Source organism: Pseudomonas sp. IT-P4, assembly GCF_949767755.1.
Classification (GTDB): Bacteria; Pseudomonadota; Gammaproteobacteria; order Pseudomonadales; family Pseudomonadaceae; genus Aquipseudomonas; species Aquipseudomonas monachiensis.
Map to the genome: position 1 here is coordinate 143,512 of NZ_CATKPX010000014.1, position 17,062 is coordinate 160,573.

The following is a 17,062-nucleotide window of genomic DNA, read 5'->3' on the forward strand; positions in this document are numbered from 1 at the left end:
GGGCTAATAGTTATGGTGTGTCAAGATCAGCACGTGTTTTGCGAAAAGTCAGGTAGCGGGCGTCCTCCGCAGCGAAAATCTCTGGGCCAGCTCCCATGTATGCGCGCATTAGCTCATCTGCTGCGCGGTCATCTTGACCATCATCGAGCAAAACCTGTCCAGGACGCAGGTGCAAAAAAGAATTTCCAATCCCGCCAGGGCTATCTGAATCGCACTTGATTTTGTAGCTTGATGGCCCGGGAGACTCCCTGTCGCAGAGTGGTCACTTTCGACCCATTGCTGTCGGTGGCGATAGTCAAAAACAGCCAGAAGCAGCTGCTCGGGTCTACATTTAATTCCACGGTCTACAACTACCACCGTAACGGTTCACCCACAAAAGCCTCATAGCTGCACAGCTTTTGATTTTTTAGAGGACTTCCTTGCCACCGAGCTATACGACGCTCTAGGCTCGGTCTGCTCTCGAACATGCGGCATCTATCAAATAGCTCATAGGGAAAATGGCTGTGATCAAGAACGTACTGATGATCGTTGGCTTCCTCGCTTTAGCTGGTTGCGCAAACCCCTACGCCAAAAGCTACAAGTCACTTTCTGATCCGGAATATATCGCCGCCTATCGAGCCGCTCCCGCTCCTGCGGAGCCGACCCTGGCGCTCGGCACAAACCCGGTCCAAGACGTTCAGACGTACTATGAAAATAGCTTTGAAGCACTTGGGTTTAGTATGTTCAGCGACGAATTATCGACACAGCAGAAAGCAATTGAGCAAGGTCGGAAAGTTGGTGCTGATCTGGTGGTCTACTACGAACCCATTTACCAGCGCACCAACACCCAAGCTGTACCGGTATCACTTCCTACTCAGCAAACTGTGACTAGTTATGGGCAAGCGACTGCTTACAATAACTATGGAGGATCAGCCACTGCATATGGCTCCTCGTATGCAACTGTTTCTGGGCAACAATGGACTGCGATCCAAGTTAGTCGGGATAGCTATTTTCAGACCGCCACGTACTACGTCAGGACCAACCAGCCCTTAGGACTGCATTTCCGCGCACCTACTACTGCGGAAGCTCAAGCTCTTGGCACACAGCGTGCTGTTGTGATTACCTCCATTGTGCGCGGTTCTGCTGCTTATCAAGCGGATCTACTTCCTGGAGATACAATTCTTAAAGCTGATAATCTTTCCGTTGGCCAAATCCCTAACGCTGCCGATTTTGTACGCGCGCGCCAAGGAAAGACGGTCGATGTCATGCTTGTCCGTAATGGCAAATCCATAATAAAGAAACTAACAATACCGTAGCTCAGACCCATGTGGTGATTGCATAGGTTTACCCTCCCGTTTGCAATCGAACTGACCAGCCATTTACGCCAGATTTAACCGCCATGTATCGTGGCCATGAACGGTAGTGAACGACCCATTGCGGACGGCCAGATTTCTTGAAAGCGGACGTTCGCCCTCTTATCTCAAGTACCTGAGTCGCCGGCACCAAAACCGAGCCCGGAATCTGGTGAATTCGCGGGCTGCTCGCTGGGGCAGCCCGCATGTTTCGTAAATGAAGGGATTACTGTGCTTTGTTCTTGGCCTCCTGCGTCTTTTGATCGAGAAGCTTCTGCTCCTCGGCAGTCAGCTTCGGTTTCTCCAACTTGATGGTCAGCTTGTCGAGTTTGCCGGTGAAACGGAATGGCGGTAGATAGTCGTTGTCGTCCACCCCCATGCGGGTATCCACCCCGACGTCGAAGGTTTCGTCGACCGTCACGAGGAACGGGATGGTGTGCGGGATCGATTTGCGGTCGACTTCCTTGCCGTCCACCGACAGGACACCGGTGCCACCCTTGCCGAAACCGTGCCCGTCGTATGTGAAGTCAAACACAACGGTGTGCTTGCCGGGCGTGAGCGCATCCTGGCCTTCCCAGCGGAAGTGTTCAACGGCCAGAAGGTTGTAGGCAAAGACAGGCTTGCCCTTCACCAAGTAGAAGCCATAGCCACCGAAGCGCCCACCGAGTGTGTTGAGCATCCCCTCGGCGCCGCCCGGTGGGATTTCCACCTCGGCCGTGATGGAGTAGGACTTGTTGAGGGTGTTGGGGGCGCTGCTTTCGGGCAGCCCGGACAATTCACTCGAGTACGTAAAGACAGTCCGGCCGGCGGTCGCGTTTGGTCGCGGCGTGGTGGCGCGCTGGAGTAAGTCGTTATCCAGCGGGAACACGTTATATTTCGCCGCCTCGATCAGGAAAAGCTCCTTCATGTCGCGCAGCTTGTCGGGCATCTTCGCGGCGAGGTCATTGTTCTGCGAAAAATCCTCCGCGATGTTGTAAAGCTCCCAATTGTATCCGTTGACAACGTCGGGCATCTTGCCCAAGCCGAGAAGCCAGGGCGCCAGAGGCGGGGTCGTGGAGGCGATCCAGCCGTCGTGGTAGATGGCGCGGTTGGCAAGCATTTCAAAGTACTGAGTGGTGCGCGTGGACGGGACGTTCGCGTTCACCTTGTCCCAGGTGTAGGCCATGCTCACACCTTCGATGGGCTTCTGAGCGATACCATCCACCATCACCGGTGCCGGGATGTGCGTGGCTTCCAGGATCGTTGGAACGATGTCGATCACGTGATGGAACTGTGTGCGGATGCCACCGGCGTCCTTGATACGGTCAGGCCATGACATGACCATGCCTTGCCGGGTTCCACCGAAGTGCGACGCCACCTGTTTGGTCCATTTGAATGGTGTATCGAAGGCCCAGGACCAGGCCACCGACATATGCGGCATAGTCTTGTCCGAGCCCCAAATGTCGTAGAATTTCAATTGCTCCGCGACCGGAACATTGATGCCTTGAATTGCGGCCATATCGAACGGGGTGCCGATGGTGGAACCTTCGGCGCTGGTGCCGTTGTCGCCGTTGATGTAAATGATCAGTGTGTTGTCGAGCTTGCCCATGTCCTCCACGGCCTGGATAACACGGCCGATCTCATGATCGGTATAAGCCACGTAAGCGGCAAACACTTCTGCCTGGCGGGCAAACATTTTCTTTTCATCGGCGTTGAGCGTGTCCCACTTCGGCAGATCATCCGGCCAGGGGGTGAGTTCGGTATTCACCGGAATCACGCCGAGCCGCTGCTGGTTTGCGAAAATCTGATCGCGCAGAGCATTCCAGCCCATGTCGAACTTGCCCTTGTACTTCTCGATCCATTCCGGTGTCGGTTGATGCGGTGCATGCGTGCCACCGGGCACGTAATAGACGAAAAACGGCTTGTCAGGCGCGGCCGCATTCAATCCATCCATGTACTTGATGGCTTCGTCCGCCATGTCGGTGATGAGGTTGTAGTCAGGCTTCCCGACCCACGGTTCGATCTGGGTATGATCGCGGAAGAGAAAAGGCTTCCACTGGTCGGACTCGCCGCCCACGAATCCGTAGAAATAATCGAAGCCCATCCCGCTCGGCCATTGGTCATAGGGGCCAGCCAGGCTGTATTGGTAGCTGGGGGTGTTGTGATTCTTGCCAAACCACGATGTGGAATATCCGTTTTCCTTCAGGATCTTACCGATCGTGGCACTGTTCTTGTCAATGATCGAGTCGTAGCCCGGGAATCCGGTGGACTGCTCGGTGATCACACCAAAGCCCACGGAGTGATGGTTGCGTCCGGTGATAAGCGCTGCCCGCGTCGGCGAGCAAAGTGCGGTGGAGTGGAACTGCGTGAAGCGTAACCCGGCCTTCGCGATCCGGTCCATGGCCGGCGTGGGGATGACGCCGCCAAAGGTGCCTGTAACGCCATAACCCTGGTCATCGGTCATGATCAGCAGCACGTTGGGCGCGCCCTTGGGCGGCACCACGGTTGGTGGCCAATAGGGCTTGGACTCCTTGACGTCCATATTGATGACGCCGCCGAACGGTGCTGGTGGCGCGGGCAGATAATTCCCGTCAATGGTCGTGGTCGCACTGGGTGAACCGGGCGTGCCGTTGACTTCCTGTGTCGCTGCATTGGCGCAAGAGAGCGCAAGCAAGGCAACTGCCAGTCCGGAACTGATGCGCTGGCGCAACGATAAAGGTTTATTCCAGTGTGCAGTGGCCATGGCCAGCTCCTGTAAACCCCCGAAACCCCAAGTTCGGAGTGTAGAACCGTTTTCTTCTCTCGCCAGCCCATCTCAACGTTAACCCGAGTGGTCGTTGACTTTGGAGGAGTGGTGTCTATACCTGATCTTGATACCAGGCAGGGTCAGCAATGGCCGCAGACTGAAATCAAGAGGAACGCAAATGCTTATCCGGAAACGGCGTTTAGGTATCGCCATCGTCTGCGCCGGGATCGTGTCGGTTTGCCTGGCGTTTGTGGTGTATCAGCACATTCGTGGCCCTATGCCTTTGACGCTGGGTGATGGAAAAAATGGCCCCCTGGAAATGGTCTGGCTTCCTGCCGGAGAATTTTTGATGGGGAGCGATCATAAGCAGGCTCGTCCAAACGAGGGGCCGGCGCACAAGGTTCGACTCGACGGGTATTGGATCGACCGCTACGACGTCACCAATGCCGATTTCGCCCGTTTCATTTCTGAAACACATTACGTCACCACCGCCGAACGCAAACCCAAATGGGAAGATCTGAAAGTCCAACTGCCGCCAGGGACTCCTGAGCCGGATGACAGCGACTTGGTGCCTGGCGCATTGGTTTTTGTCGGCACAGACAGACCAATCCCGCTCAATGATTTCAGCCAGTGGTGGGCATTTGTACCGGGGGCTGACTGGCGTCACCCGCTGGGGCCAGACAGTACCATCGAGGGCAAGGAAACCCATCCTGTTGTTCAGGTTTCACGTGAAGATGTGCAGGCGTACGCAGCATGGGCGCACAAGCGCCTACTGACCGAGGCTGAATGGGAATACGCCGCAAGAGGCGGACTGGAACAAGCGAATTATGCGTGGGGGAATGACTTCTCGCCCGGAGGGGAAAAGATGGCGAATACCTGGGATGAGGTACAGCCGTTTCCCGTGACCGGAGCCAGTAACAAATTCAAAATTGGCACCAAGCCGGTAGGCAGTTACCGACCTAACGCCTACGGGCTCTACGATATGTCCGGGAATGTTTGGCAATGGGTCGCCGATTGGTATCGTGCCGACGCGTTTAGAGTTGGGCTCAAGCGTCAACCGGCGGGTGAAGCGGCTGTAAACCCGGTGGGGCCATCCGACAGCTATGACCCCGAACTTGGGGTGACGGCCAATGCACCGCAGCGTGTAATCCGAGGCGGATCTTTTCTTTGTAGCGACAGCTACTGCACGAGTTTTAGAACCAGTGCCCGGCAGGGCGCAGACCCTATGAACTCTATGTCGCATCTCGGCTTTCGCTTGGCGATGAGTAATGACCAATGGGAAAAGAACCGTTGAATACAAAATGCACGCTGGCCATGCGTGAACACACGAATGACTGCTCTTGATCGATTCTGTTGAAAAAGTCGGCTTCGGTTTCCATTGCAGGAAAGTGCGCGTCTGAGATTGAAATCTGTGTTTTGCGCAGAAGGTCCAAGATTCAGATTTGACGTAGCTGCGTGCAAAAAATGCGCTTTCACCGCTCGATGCATGGCTAGCCGGGGCGGGTCGACTTTTTCAACAGAATCGACCCATTGCAGACGGTCAGAAGTGTCTTCCTTTGAAATGGTAGCGATCCAGGCATCCAAAACATATCGCAAGATGTCGAGATTGTAAGAGGAAACCACATACCTTGGTTAACCGGGCACATGACCCGGTTTTCCCGTTCCGTGAAACAACTGACCCGTACCCATCATCTGCTTTTTCTGAGCCATCCTGCATCGTCAATCTATCACTCGGACATTCTGCTTTCTCGATGCCAGAGTGTCGGAAAAAGCTCGTGTTCCATAGGTTCACCTGATGCCAGAGCATCTTTAAGCCCAGGAAAGTCGGGTGAGGTGGCCCAAGGTCTCGGCGCATGCCGCACATCATCGCCTATGACCCTCACTGAAAACGCGCGACGACGGTTATGCCCGCCCACGCCAGCAGAGGCATGCAAGGTCAACATGTTGAAACACACCATGTCCCCTGGCGACAACGTCCATCCCAGAATGGGAAAGTCCTCGCGATGGCTTTCAATATCCGGTAGCTCGCCCAGTGTTCCCTCGGAAAACCATTTGGCCTGGCTGTCCATGAAGGACCGGGGCATCAACCAGGGGCCTTTGTGTGAGCCGGCGATGAATTCGAGGGTCGATTCCCTGGGCACGGGGTCAACAGGAATCCAGAAACTCACGGTGTCCGAACCCGTGATGTTGTAGTAAGGCTGGTCCTGGTGCCAAGGTGTGCGTTGGCGCGTATTGGGCTCTTTCACCAGCAAGTGATCATGGTGCAGGCGCACCTGTAGGCTGTTCAGCAGGGTGGCCGCGATGGGGGCGATGGCGGAGTTGAAGATGAAGTCGCGATAGTATGCATTCTCTTGCCAGTTACAAAAGTCCTCGAAGAACCATCCCGGATCCGTAGGGCTGCTCGCCACTTTTGCGCGAGGGCTGGGATGGGCAAGGTTGTGCTCGATACCTAGCGTCAGTTCGCTGATTTGCTGCGCAGTAAACGCATTACGGATGCACACCGCACCATCAGTTTGAAAGGCACGTACAGTCTCGTCGCTGACGGGGATGGCATAACGAGATTCACCGCGTTGTGTCATTTCGTTCATGGGGATTGCCTCAATCGCCGTAAATATCGAAGTTGAAGTACTGCTTCGCGATCTGGTCGTATTGGCCTGATTGGCGAATTCTGGCAATGGCCGTGTTCAACTGCTCTCTGAGATCAGGCTCGTTTTTTCGGACACCGATAGCGACGCCATCGCCAATGATGCTTTTGTCGGTGATGGGCTCACCGGCGAAGGCAAAGCCCTGGCCCTGAGGCTTTTGCAGTAATCCGATGTCGGCTTGTACCGAGGCCTGGAACGATGCATCCAGGCGCCCGTTGATGAGGTCTGAAAACACCTGGTCCTGGGTTTGGTAGGAAAGGATATTGATGCCTTGGCGGCCCCATTGCGACTTGGCATAACTTTCGTGCAGCGAGCCTTGAACCACCCCGACCGACTTGCCCTTCAATGATTCTGCCGTCGGCAGCAATCCGGAGTCTTTTCTGGCAACGAGAGAAGACGGCGCGGTGTAGATCTTATGGCTGAAATCGACCTGCTGGCGACGTGGCTCGGTGGCGCTGAATGCAGACAGGATGGCGTCAAATTTTTTCGCCTTCAACGCCGGGATCATGCTGTCGAAGGGCTGCTCGACCCAAACACACTTGACCCGCAACTCGGCACAAAGGGCATTGCCCAGATCGATATCGAAACCACTCAATGAGCCATCTGGCTGCTTTTGCTCGAAAGGCGGGTAGCTAGGGTCGACGCCGAACTTGATTACCGGTTCTGCCTGAGATAACGGGGTGATGATCAGCCCGAACAGCAGGGTGATGTATTGAAGTTTGCGTAGTTGCATGATGACCTCGTTTTTATTGGTTTTCTCGTTCTGACAGGTCTTTGCTCAAGCGTTGAGTGGCAAGAAGGCCTCAGTCAACTTGACCCAATAGCCAGCGCCCCGAATCAGGATGTCGTCATTGAAGTCGTAGCGAGGGTCGTGAGCCATGCAGCTCTTTTCACCGTCGCCATTGCCGATGATCAGATAGCTGCCAGGGCATTGCTGCAGGAAGTAGGCGAAATCCTCGCTGCCATTGAAGGGCACGATGTCGTTCATCACCTCGTCCTCACCGAGCCAGTCGATGGCCACCTGACTGGCAAACCGGGTCATTTCTTCGTCATTTACCAGCAGAGGGTAATCGGCACTGTAGTCGATGTCGGCGGTCGCGCCGAATGCCTGCGCCTGGGCGTGAATGAGGTGTTTTATCTGGCTCTCCAGGCGGTCCCGGACGGCGTTGTTCAGTGAGCGGACGGAAATCAGCATGTGCGCGCTGTCCGGGATCACGTTGGACGCCTTGCCTGCGTTAATGGACCCGACTGTGATAACGCTCATTTCCTGAGGTGAAATGTTACGCGAGACGATTGTCTGCAAAGCCATGATGATGCTTGCGCAGACCACCACGGGGTCGACGCTCAGATGCGGCATCGCGCCATGACCGCCTTTTCCGTGAATCGTGACATTGACCTGATCGGCAGAGGCCATGAAGGGGCCGGCCCGGAACCCGAGTTTTCCGACTGGGTAGCCAGGCATGTTGTGTGCAGCGAACACTGCATCGCAGGGGAACTGTTGCAACACGCCTTCCTGAATCATTCGTCGGGCGCCGGCCAGACCTTCTTCGGCCGGCTGGAAAATCAGGCGGATGGTGCCATCGAACGGATGGCCATGGGCGAGGGCGTAGGCGGCGGCGAGGAGCATGACCGTATGCCCGTCATGGCCACACGCGTGCATCTTGCCCGGTATCCGGCTGGCATAGGGCAGCCCGGTCTTTTCCAGAATAGGCAGTGCGTCCATGTCAGCCCGTATGCCGATCACACGCGAACCGGTGCCTTTTTTCAGCGTGGCGATGACCGCGGTTTCGGCGAAGCCGCGCGTCACGTCATAACCCCACTTGATCAAACGTTCGGCTACCAGCTCACTCGTCTCGACCTCCTGATAACCGAGTTCAGGGTTGGCATGGATCTGGTGGCGCAGTTCGCGCATTTCCTGCTCAATCTCTTTTAACAGCGTGATGGATTGTGTCATTGGCAGTGTTTTTCCTTGGTGATCAAGAGGAGAAACCAATCTGTCGCAAGGGCCACAATCGACGATGGCTTACGGCATCATGCGTTTCATCAAAGTGCCTGGGCTTTTTCTGGTACGGTCTTTTGCTGAGGTTCGAAGCTCAGTTGGTGTTGGTCCGAGAGTAGTGGGCCAAGGCAGCAGCTGACAGGCAATCGAAAGTTAACAAGGCAACCCTGGGTTAACACCGGCGGACACTATGAAGTTCTATCAACTCAATGCACTCGTGGCGGTGGCCGACGCGGGCAGTATCCGCGGCGCTGCAAAAAGACTCGACACTTCGCCGGCAGCGGTCACCAAGGCCATCCAGAAGCTGGAGGCAGACACCGCCACACAATTGCTGATCCGCAATACCTCAGGGATTGTGTTTACCGAGCTCGGCAAGAAGCTGTTGATTCAGGCACGTCTGCTGGTGGCACAGATGGTCTGTGCCCGTCAGGTATTGCCTGATTGCAAGGGGGAACTGGTGGGGTGCTTGTCGGTCGCCGTGACACCCTGGTTGGCGATGACGCTCATGCCAAAAGCCGTCGTGCGTTTTCGCCAGCTGTTTCCAAAGGTACAACTTGAATTGCATGAGGGGCTTTCATCGGTCGCGTGTCCGTTGCTGCGGGATGCGAGCGTCGATCTGTTTATCGGACGGCTTGATACCCGGTCTTCCAGCACCGACCTGACCTATCTGCCGCTGTTCACGGCCGATTGTGCGGTGGTCGCCCGTCACCAACACCCGCTGTCGAACAGCAGGACCATGGAGGACCTGGCGTCGGCTGACTGGATACTGGCCTCGCAACAAGATGGAACGATTTCGACGCAGGGGCATGTGCATTTCGCCCATTCGCTCTCGATCATCTTGAGCTTGCTGCGTGAAACCGACATGTTAAGCATCTTTCCCTGGCCGCTGGTGGAGATATGTGCTCAGCGCGAAGGCTTGTGCACCTTGCCTCTGCGCGAGCCGGTCGGCAGTGCCTCGGTGGGCGCCATCAGCCGAAGCGGGCAGCCCCTGCGGCCGGCGGCCGAGCGGTTTCTGGAGTGTCTGATCGAAACCATTCACCTGGAGATGGGGCATACGCAATCTCCTTATCGGCGCATGTTGCAGACCGTCGATTTGTTGGTCTGAGAGCTGTTATTGAAACTGAGTGGAACCTTACTGGTTTCATGGTTATACGTCACTGCCTGCTCCTGGCCGTTCTCTGCCAGTGGTGACCGGCAGAAAACGACCCAAAGCTGCCGGTCAGCAAAGGCTAAAATTGACCGATTGCCGCCACTCATCGATCGTAACGAACCACTCCCCCTCATCTTCGTCACACCACTGCCGCTTCAATCGTTCTGGAACGCCAGGCATAAGCCAACACCATCAGCAGCCCCAGAGCAGCCATCGCCGCTCCGGCCAGGGAAATCGCCGGATAACCCAGACCGGCGTTGATCACCGCTCCGCCCAGTGCTGCGCCAATCGCGTTGCCAAAATTGAAGGCGCCAATGTTCACCGCAGAGGCAAGATTGGGCGCGTCCTTCGCTGCTTCCATGACGCGCATCTGTAGCGGCGGCACCAGGGCGAAGCTGGCGATACCCCATATCAGGATGGCAACGGCGGCCGGCAGCGGCCAACGCATCAGAACGGTAAACGCCAGCAAGACGAGAATCAGCACGCTCAGCGAAACGATCAGGGTGCGATCTATCGAGCGGTCGGCGGCCTTGCCGCCCCACATGTTGCCCAGCGTCAACCCCACACCGAACAGCACCAGCATGGCGGTGATGTAGGCGGTGGACGCATGGGTCTCGCTGCTGAGGATCGGCGCGATGTAGGTGAAGACGGTAAACATTGCGCTCGATCCGACTACGGTCAGGGCCAACGCGCCCAGTACCGGACCACGCCCCAGTACCCGAATTTCGGCCATTACACCGACGCTTTGCGGCGTCTTCAGGTTAGGCAGGGCGAACCACAATGCGGCCATGGTCACCACGCCGAGGCCGGTAATTCCCCAGAAAGCGGTGCGCCAACCGAACAGTTCACCAAACCAGGCGGCCAGCGGCACACCGCCGATGGTCGCCAGGGTCAGGCCCATGAACATCGCCGCAACCGCCCCGGCACGTTTCTGCGGGGCGACCACGCTGGCGGCGACGATGGAGCCAACGCCAAAAAATGCACCATGGTTCAGTGAGGTCACCACCCTGGCGACCATGAGGCTGTAGTAATCGGTGGCCAGGGCTGACATCAGATTACCCAGGGTGAAAATCGCCATGAGCCCGATCAGCAGATAGCGCCGGGGAATCCTGCCGGTGGTCAGGGTCATCAGCGGTGCGCCGAGCAATACGCCCAGCGCATAAGCACTGACCAGCAAACCGGCGGCGGGAATGGAAACGCCCAGATCCGCAGCGATACCCGGCAACATGCCCATGGGGGCGAATTCTGTTACGCCGATGCCAAAGGCACCGATGGCGAGCGCGACAAGTGGTGGATTGATACGCATGGAAGGCTCCTTATCTATGCCGCTAATGCTACGATCCAGTCTTTTCAGGTGGTAGATAGCATTTTTGGCAATCACCTTTGCGCAGGAGGCACAAGTGGATTTCAACGGCAGGTCAGGTGAAATGAGCGTGTTCATCACCGTGGCGCAGGAAGGCAGCCTGTCGGCCGCCGCACGTGCACTGGGCCTGACACCCTCGGCAGTCAGTCGGATCATCGCGCGTACCGAGCAACGTCTTGGCACCCGCCTGCTGTTGCGCACCACCCGAGCGATCACCTTCACTGCCGAGGGCGAAGCGTTCCTGCGCGGCGCCCGGCGTATCCTGGCCGACATGGACGAGGTCGAAGAAGCCATCGCCGACCAGGGCGTACCCAGGGGGCGATTGCGGGTCAGTGCCGCCCTTGGCCATGGGCGGCTGGCCATCGTTCCTTTGGTCGCAGCATTCAGCGCCCGTTACCCGAACATCGTCGTCGACCTCACCCTCGGCGACGAAGTGGTCGACATTCTCGGCGGGCAGGCCGACGTCGCGGTCCGCTTTGGCCATCTGCCCGACAGCCCGCTGACCGCGCGCAGGATCGGCGACACCGGCCAGGTAGTGGTGGCATCGCCCGAGTATCTGCAGAGCCACGGCATCCCTCAGGAACCGGAAGACCTGCTACAGCACAACTGCCTGCGCTTCAACTTTCGGCGTGCCGAACCCAACTGGCCGTTCATCCGCGATGGAAAAGAGTTTTCCCTGAAGGTCAGCGGCAACATCGAATGCAGCAGTGGTGAAGCGCTGGCACAACTCGCGCGAGTAGGTGCCGGCATTGCACGTATCGGTGAGTTCAGCGTGAGCGAGGATCTGCAGCGCGGCGACCTGATTCCGCTGTTGGAAGCCTGGAACCCCGGGGACCAGGAACCGATTCATGCGGTGTTCGTCGGCGGGGCGGCAATGCCGGCGCGGGTGCGATTGTTCGTGGACTTCTTGCTGGAACATCACCGGATGTAAGCGGAGGCGTAAGCTGATATTTCCGGGTACTCGTGATGTTGAAGTGACCAAAACATTTTTGGGTGCACTATCAATAGATGGTTTGCCTTACTGGAACAATCGTGAGCTCTGGCATTGATGGGTCGTCCGCACGTCTTAAATGGCCGTCGTGAAAGACCGCTTTTGGCCGGTTTCTGCCTGTCCTGACCGGCAGAACTCGACCCGATATAGCCCGTTCACGCACGCAGCCTATGGGGTTGCCCGTAGAAGCTTTACGCAAAATTTACGGGGGCTTCAGGTTGGGTATCTAATACTGCGCGGTGTTAATTTGGAACGCTATTGTCATGTCCCTCGCAGCAATTCGGCTTATCGGCTTCATCCTGGGCATTTTTCTGATCACGCTGGCCATAAGCATGGCTATTCCCATGATCACACTGGTGGCCTATGAGCGTAGCGACGATCTGTCGGCCTTTCTCTGGTCGAGTTTGATTACCTTCGTCTGTGGCCTCCTGTTGATCGTGCGGGGACGCCCGGATACTGGCCAACTTCGTCCCAGGGACATGTACTTGCTGACTACCGGAAGCTGGGTTGTCGTGTGCACCTTCGCAGCGTTACCAATGGTGTTCATTAGCCAAATCAGCTACACCGACGCATTCTTCGAAACGATGTCTGGCATCACAACCACTGGTTCGACGGTACTCACCGGTCTGGATACCTCATCTCCCGGCTTGTTGATATGGCGCTCCATGCTGCATTGGTTGGGCGGCATCGGTTTTATCGGCATGGCTGTGGCGATCCTTCCACTGTTGCGAGTAGGCGGCATGCGTCTGTTCCAGACAGAGTCCTCCGATTGGTCGGAGAAAGTGACACCGCGTTCCCATGTGGCAGCCAAGTACATTCTTTTGCTCTATCTGGGGCTTACCGGGTTTGGAGCTCTGGCGCTCTGGCTCTCTGGAATGACGCCATTTGAAGCGGTCAACCATGCAATGTCGTTAATCTCTACCGGAGGGTTCTCAACTTCGGACGCTTCCCTTGGGCATTGGACGCAACCAGCGATTCACTGGGTGGCGGTAGTCATCATGATTCTGGGCAGCCTGCCGTTCACCTTGTACGTCGCGACATTGCGGGGTAATCGGCGTGCGCTGATCAAGGACCACCAGGTCCGCGGATTCATTGGATTCTTGCTCGTCACATCGCTGGCCGTGGGTACCTGGTTATGTTTTCACAGTGATTACGGATGGTGGGATGCGTTTCGTATCGTGGCGGTCAATGTGACCTCGGTCGTCACGACCACCGGAATTGCGGTTGGCGACTACACCTTGTGGGGCAGCTTCGCTGTCTTGCTGTTTTTCTATCTGACCTTCGTCGGTGGCTGTTCCGGCTCAACGGCAGGCGGTCTTAAAATCTTCCGTTTTCAGGTGGCTGGCGCTCTACTGGTCAGCAGCTTGAAGCAGTTGATCCATCCTCGAGCCGTGATTCAGAAAAAATACAACGGCCATCCCATCGATGAGGAGATCGTGCGCTCGCTTTTGACCTTCTCGTTTTTCTTCACCATCACGATTGCCGCCATCGCTTTGGGCCTGGCTCTCATTGGGCTTGATTGGACAACCGCGTTGAGCGGTGCCGCTACGGCGGTGTGTAACGTCGGACCGGGTCTTGGCGCAATCATTGGGCCGGCCGGTAATTTCTCATCATTACCGGATGCCGCCAAATGGCTGCTCACGGTTGGAATGCTTCTAGGAAGGTTGGAAATCCTGACTGTGTTGGTACTCGTAACTCCAGTTTTCTGGAGATATTGACCCAGCTAGTCGAGGGCTGAGACTACAAGCTACATGCGGGACGAAAATCAGCTTGTCGATACTTACCTAGCGATGGTTGCGATAGCGTTCGGTCAAGGATTGCACGAGGGTGACGTAGGATTGCGTCTCGGCGTAGGGAGGCACCCCGTTGTACTCGACCACGGACGCTTCGCCGGCGTTGTAACCTGCCAAAGCCAGCACCTGGTTGCCGTTGAAGCGCTTGAGCAGCCAGGCCAGGTAGCGCACGCCGCCACGAATGTTCTGTCGTGCGTCGAACGGATCGTCCACGGCGAAGCGCTGGGCGGTGGCGGGCATCAACTGCATCAGCCCCTGGGCGCCGGCTTCGGAAATGGCGTTGGGGCGAAACGCCGATTCTGCATGTATCACTGCGCGGACCAGCGCCCTGTCGACACCATAATGACCCGAAGCGGCTTCGATCTCCCGCCGATAGGAAAGGGTGTCCAGGCGCAGTGAGGCGACCTTGAAATCCTTCGGCGCCATGCACAGATAGCAGCCCTTGATGTAATAGAGCTCAAGGACATCGACCCGTGCGGAGATACCGACGGGGCGCCGGCTCACATATTGACGAGTACCCTTGTGGATGAAGGTGAACACCCGAATCCGCACCGCGCCTGAGTCGTCGTCCCGCACAACCCGTGGCAGGGCCATTGCCTTGGCGCCGACACCGGCGCCCGCCATGCCATTGAGGCGAGTGCAACGGGCGCTGGCGATGGCTTGGCTGGTGTAGCTGATGGCGCCGTCCCTGGCTTGGCACTTGAACATGGCGCTGGCGCACAGAGGAGCGACCAGCAAGGCCAGCTCGATGCAGCCAAGAAGGCTCTTGCGAGCCCATCGCCATGTTCTGGATCTCATCACATCGCTCCGCGCCGCAGGCGCCGATCGGGCCTGGGGCACCTGGCCCGGGCGCTACCTTCGGAGGGCCCATTCTGCGTGACCCGCCTTTTGTTCTGATAGTTATACCCCTTGTAACCGGCTTTGGAACTTGCGTTGACGTATGGGGTGGCGGCGTTCCCAGGCGAGGCGCAGGCCCGAAGGTCTTCGCCACGCCGTCCGCATCGGTCAGGCGCAGGCTGCCTTCGAGGATGTGGCACATCTGGTCGTAGTCGCACTGGCACCTCGGTCTACGCACTGACCGAAAAACCGCTGCTTCCTGCGAAGACCCAGCGGTTCATCGAGTTCATACGCGACCATCTCGACAGTGCTTAATGCCTGACGACTGGATAGGGGGCATCCCGACGCAAACGAATGTCTCCTTCTGGCCGATTGCTGCCTGTTCTCAAGGCTGCCCGTCAATTCGATGGGCTATTGCAACGATTAGAACTCCTTCTCTCACGGAAGGTATCCGCCCATTTTTTGGGTGTTGTGCATAATCTCTCTTAGTGAGTCCAATAAAGCGGAAGCGGCAGGTGACAATGTAGCGTCTGCTAGTCGGGAAACACCAATTTGTTCCAGAATTAGAGGTTCAAAAGCCGGGAGGCGGATTAGTTCCTTACTGTGTGCTGGGTCAGAAATAACTGATTGTGGTAATATCCCAAGAAAATCGGTCTGCTTTAATAACCAAAGTATATTAAAGAATGATGCGGTTTCTATCGTTGCATGTGGTGGATTGATGTCATTTCGATGAAAGATATTATCGAACTGCTTCCGTAAAGTAGTTTCTATTGGGGGCAGTATCCATGCTTCGCGCGCGAGCTCTTCCAGTTTAACCTCTGTTTGCTGGGCAAGAGGGTGGTCACGGCGCGCAACGATGACCGCGTTTTCGCTAATAAGTGCCTCCTGAGCGACAACGACGCTTGAGCTGACATCGGAAAGTCTCCCAATCAAGAAGTCCAATTCGCCCGAGATGAGCCGAGGTATTAGTTCTCCGCTTACACCATCGATGATTTTGATGCGGATGCTTGGTCGGCTTGCCCAGAGTCGTGCGATGGCTGCTGGCACAAGATAACTTGACCCTGTTAACACGCTTCCTATAGCAACACGCCCGGCATGCCCTTTTCCAAGCGCGTCGATTGCTTGGGATACATGATCCAGTTGGGCAAGGATCATCCGGCTGCGCTGTACAAAGTCCCGACCAAGCTCCGTAGGCGTAACCCCCCTACGATTTCGGGTGTAGAGCTGAGCCCCTACAGCCTCTTCCAGATCCTGTAGTAGCTTGCTCGCTGTAGGCTGTGAGAGGTTCAGCGAGCGTGAGGCGTGCAAAACACTGCCATATTCAAACAATGCAATCGCCAGGCGGAAATGCCTGACTGTTGCCCATTTTTCCAACCGTTCCAGACTCATGTGGTATTCCAATATTCGATATCAGGTCTAATATATTCTAGATTTACGAATACCATAACCCCTCCTAGAATGTACCTGGCGCGCTGGGTCGTTCCAGTTAATCACTCGTGAAGTGTGCAAAAGGTCTTATTCGAATTGATGTAACGCTTCTGGTATACGGCTCCTTTTGAGCGGGGCGGCCTTTTATAAAGCTTTGGGATGTATTGCTTGTTATCAATCTGAGAGGAGTAAGTGTCGTATGGGTGTCAAAAATCTAGATACGGTGAAGAACTACTTTAAATACTGCGTGGATGGTAAGGATGTTGAGCGGGTTTCCGAGTATTTCGATGTCAATGTGGTTGTGCATCGACCGGACTGCGATGCTCCGATAGGTGGTTTGGAAAACTTTAAGCGAGCCTTGAGCGAAAATGTTCTCGAACGATATAAGACAATTGAAACTACGTTCAGCAAGGAAGTTGTCACGGATGACGTTGTTGTAGTCGCGTTGACGCACTGTGCTACTGGCTCGAATACATGGCATGGCTTTAACGTAGAAGGCAAGAGCTTGACTTGGACCGCTCTGACGTATTTTCGGTTTAACAAAGAGGGGAAAGTGATCGAGGAGATCGTTGAGCGGAACGAACTGTTTATGGCAAAGCAACTCGGAATCATCAGTTACGAGTGACTTAGTTAAATTCCAAGGGGGGAATAAGTCCACCGTGGTGAAATTATACTCCCCACGGTGGTCAGAGGCCGCTGTTGGCCGATTGTTGCCTGTCATCAACGTCAACTGCCGGCCCAAAGCGGCCAGTGTGTCGTCGTGTTCGCGGGCAAGTCGGATCGCCGCCTTAACATATACA

Annotated in this window: 13 protein-coding genes; 6 read left to right on the forward strand and 7 right to left on the reverse strand. The window is 56.1% G+C overall.

Going from position 1 to position 17,062, the window contains the following annotated elements; translation table 11 throughout:
- The first annotated feature begins 503 nt into the window (after positions 1–503).
- On the forward strand, positions 504–1,295 hold the full coding sequence (locus ACM6IT_RS01555; protein ID WP_223541871.1) for a PDZ domain-containing protein: 792 nt from the start codon (positions 504–506) through the stop codon (positions 1,293–1,295).
- A 262-nt stretch (positions 1,296–1,557) separates the two neighbouring features.
- On the opposite strand, the gene ACM6IT_RS01560 is transcribed toward ACM6IT_RS01555, so the two are convergent.
- Entirely contained in the window at positions 1,558–4,053 is a 2,496-nt protein-coding gene (locus tag ACM6IT_RS01560; RefSeq protein WP_223541872.1) for an arylsulfatase, read from the reverse strand.
- Between the two features lie 181 nt (positions 4,054–4,234).
- On the opposite strand from ACM6IT_RS01560, the gene ACM6IT_RS01565 reads away from it, so the two are divergent.
- Positions 4,235–5,350: a formylglycine-generating enzyme family protein gene (locus ACM6IT_RS01565; protein ID WP_223541873.1), complete on the forward strand. Its 1,116-nt coding sequence runs from the start codon at positions 4,235–4,237 to the stop codon at positions 5,348–5,350.
- Between the two features lie 433 nt (positions 5,351–5,783).
- Here ACM6IT_RS01565 and ACM6IT_RS01570 read toward each other — a convergent pair whose 3' ends face one another.
- Genes ACM6IT_RS01570 through ACM6IT_RS01580 form a run of 3 tightly spaced genes read right to left on the reverse strand, consistent with a single transcriptional unit; the run spans position 5,784 to position 8,655 of the window.
- Positions 5,784–6,644, reverse strand: a complete 861-nt coding sequence (locus ACM6IT_RS01570) for a phytanoyl-CoA dioxygenase family protein (protein WP_414917345.1) — start codon at positions 6,642–6,644, stop codon at positions 5,784–5,786.
- Positions 6,645–6,654: 10 nt separating this feature from the next.
- Complete coding sequence (locus ACM6IT_RS01575; protein WP_223541875.1) at positions 6,655–7,434, reverse strand: ABC transporter substrate-binding protein; 780 nt, start codon at positions 7,432–7,434, stop codon at positions 6,655–6,657.
- Positions 7,435–7,479: 45 nt separating this feature from the next.
- Positions 7,480–8,655 (reverse strand): M20 aminoacylase family protein, encoded by a 1,176-nt coding sequence (locus ACM6IT_RS01580; RefSeq protein WP_414913050.1) that lies wholly within the window; start codon positions 8,653–8,655, stop codon positions 7,480–7,482.
- 235 nt (positions 8,656–8,890) lie between these two features.
- Here ACM6IT_RS01580 and ACM6IT_RS01585 point away from each other — a divergent pair, with 235 nt between their 5' ends.
- Positions 8,891–9,805: a LysR family transcriptional regulator gene (locus ACM6IT_RS01585; RefSeq protein ID WP_223541877.1), complete on the forward strand. Its 915-nt coding sequence runs from the start codon at positions 8,891–8,893 to the stop codon at positions 9,803–9,805.
- A 184-nt stretch (positions 9,806–9,989) separates the two neighbouring features.
- On the opposite strand, the gene ACM6IT_RS01590 is transcribed toward ACM6IT_RS01585, so the two are convergent.
- Positions 9,990–11,156, reverse strand: coding sequence for an MFS transporter (locus tag ACM6IT_RS01590; protein WP_414913059.1), 1,167 nt, complete (start codon positions 11,154–11,156; stop codon positions 9,990–9,992).
- A gap of 94 nt (positions 11,157–11,250) precedes the next feature.
- Here ACM6IT_RS01590 and ACM6IT_RS01595 point away from each other — a divergent pair, with 94 nt between their 5' ends.
- Both ACM6IT_RS01595 and ACM6IT_RS01600 read left to right on the forward strand, forming a co-directional pair.
- Positions 11,251–12,144: a LysR family transcriptional regulator gene (locus tag ACM6IT_RS01595; RefSeq protein ID WP_056727388.1), complete on the forward strand. Its 894-nt coding sequence runs from the start codon at positions 11,251–11,253 to the stop codon at positions 12,142–12,144.
- Between the two features lie 323 nt (positions 12,145–12,467).
- Complete coding sequence (locus ACM6IT_RS01600; protein ID WP_414917346.1) at positions 12,468–13,922, forward strand: TrkH family potassium uptake protein; 1,455 nt, start codon at positions 12,468–12,470, stop codon at positions 13,920–13,922.
- A 66-nt stretch (positions 13,923–13,988) separates the two neighbouring features.
- On the opposite strand, the gene ACM6IT_RS01605 is transcribed toward ACM6IT_RS01600, so the two are convergent.
- Together ACM6IT_RS01605 and ACM6IT_RS01610 are read right to left on the reverse strand one after the other, a co-directional pair.
- Positions 13,989–14,795 carry a lytic transglycosylase domain-containing protein gene (locus tag ACM6IT_RS01605; RefSeq protein WP_056727392.1) on the reverse strand — a complete coding sequence of 269 codons (807 nt, stop codon included), beginning with the start codon at positions 14,793–14,795 and terminating at the stop codon, positions 13,989–13,991.
- Between the two features lie 477 nt (positions 14,796–15,272).
- Positions 15,273–16,223 (reverse strand): LysR family transcriptional regulator, encoded by a 951-nt coding sequence (locus ACM6IT_RS01610; RefSeq protein ID WP_414913052.1) that lies wholly within the window; start codon positions 16,221–16,223, stop codon positions 15,273–15,275.
- A gap of 238 nt (positions 16,224–16,461) precedes the next feature.
- Here ACM6IT_RS01610 and ACM6IT_RS01615 point away from each other — a divergent pair, with 238 nt between their 5' ends.
- On the forward strand, positions 16,462–16,887 hold the full coding sequence (locus ACM6IT_RS01615; protein ID WP_223542269.1) for an ester cyclase: 426 nt from the start codon (positions 16,462–16,464) through the stop codon (positions 16,885–16,887).
- Positions 16,888–17,062: the final 175 nt, after the last annotated feature.

Bases quoted from the DNA above. Each gene is read 5' to 3' on its own strand.
- ACM6IT_RS01560 (WP_223541872.1), bottom strand. From the start codon at position 4,053: ATGGCCACTGCACACTGGAATAAACCTTTATCGTTGCGCCAGCGCATC.
- ACM6IT_RS01565 (WP_223541873.1), top strand. From the start codon at position 4,235: ATGCTTATCCGGAAACGGCGTTTAGGTATCGCCATCGTCTGCGCCGGG.
- ACM6IT_RS01570 (WP_414917345.1), bottom strand. From the start codon at position 6,644: ATGAACGAAATGACACAACGCGGTGAATCTCGTTATGCCATCCCCGTC.
- ACM6IT_RS01575 (WP_223541875.1), bottom strand. From the start codon at position 7,434: ATGCAACTACGCAAACTTCAATACATCACCCTGCTGTTCGGGCTGATC.
- ACM6IT_RS01580 (WP_414913050.1), bottom strand. From the start codon at position 8,655: ATGACACAATCCATCACGCTGTTAAAAGAGATTGAGCAGGAAATGCGC.
- ACM6IT_RS01585 (WP_223541877.1), top strand. From the start codon at position 8,891: ATGAAGTTCTATCAACTCAATGCACTCGTGGCGGTGGCCGACGCGGGC.
- ACM6IT_RS01590 (WP_414913059.1), bottom strand. From the start codon at position 11,156: ATGCGTATCAATCCACCACTTGTCGCGCTCGCCATCGGTGCCTTTGGC.
- ACM6IT_RS01600 (WP_414917346.1), top strand. From the start codon at position 12,468: ATGTCCCTCGCAGCAATTCGGCTTATCGGCTTCATCCTGGGCATTTTT.
- ACM6IT_RS01605 (WP_056727392.1), bottom strand. From the start codon at position 14,795: ATGAGATCCAGAACATGGCGATGGGCTCGCAAGAGCCTTCTTGGCTGC.
- ACM6IT_RS01610 (WP_414913052.1), bottom strand. From the start codon at position 16,223: ATGAGTCTGGAACGGTTGGAAAAATGGGCAACAGTCAGGCATTTCCGC.
- ACM6IT_RS01615 (WP_223542269.1), top strand. From the start codon at position 16,462: ATGGGTGTCAAAAATCTAGATACGGTGAAGAACTACTTTAAATACTGC.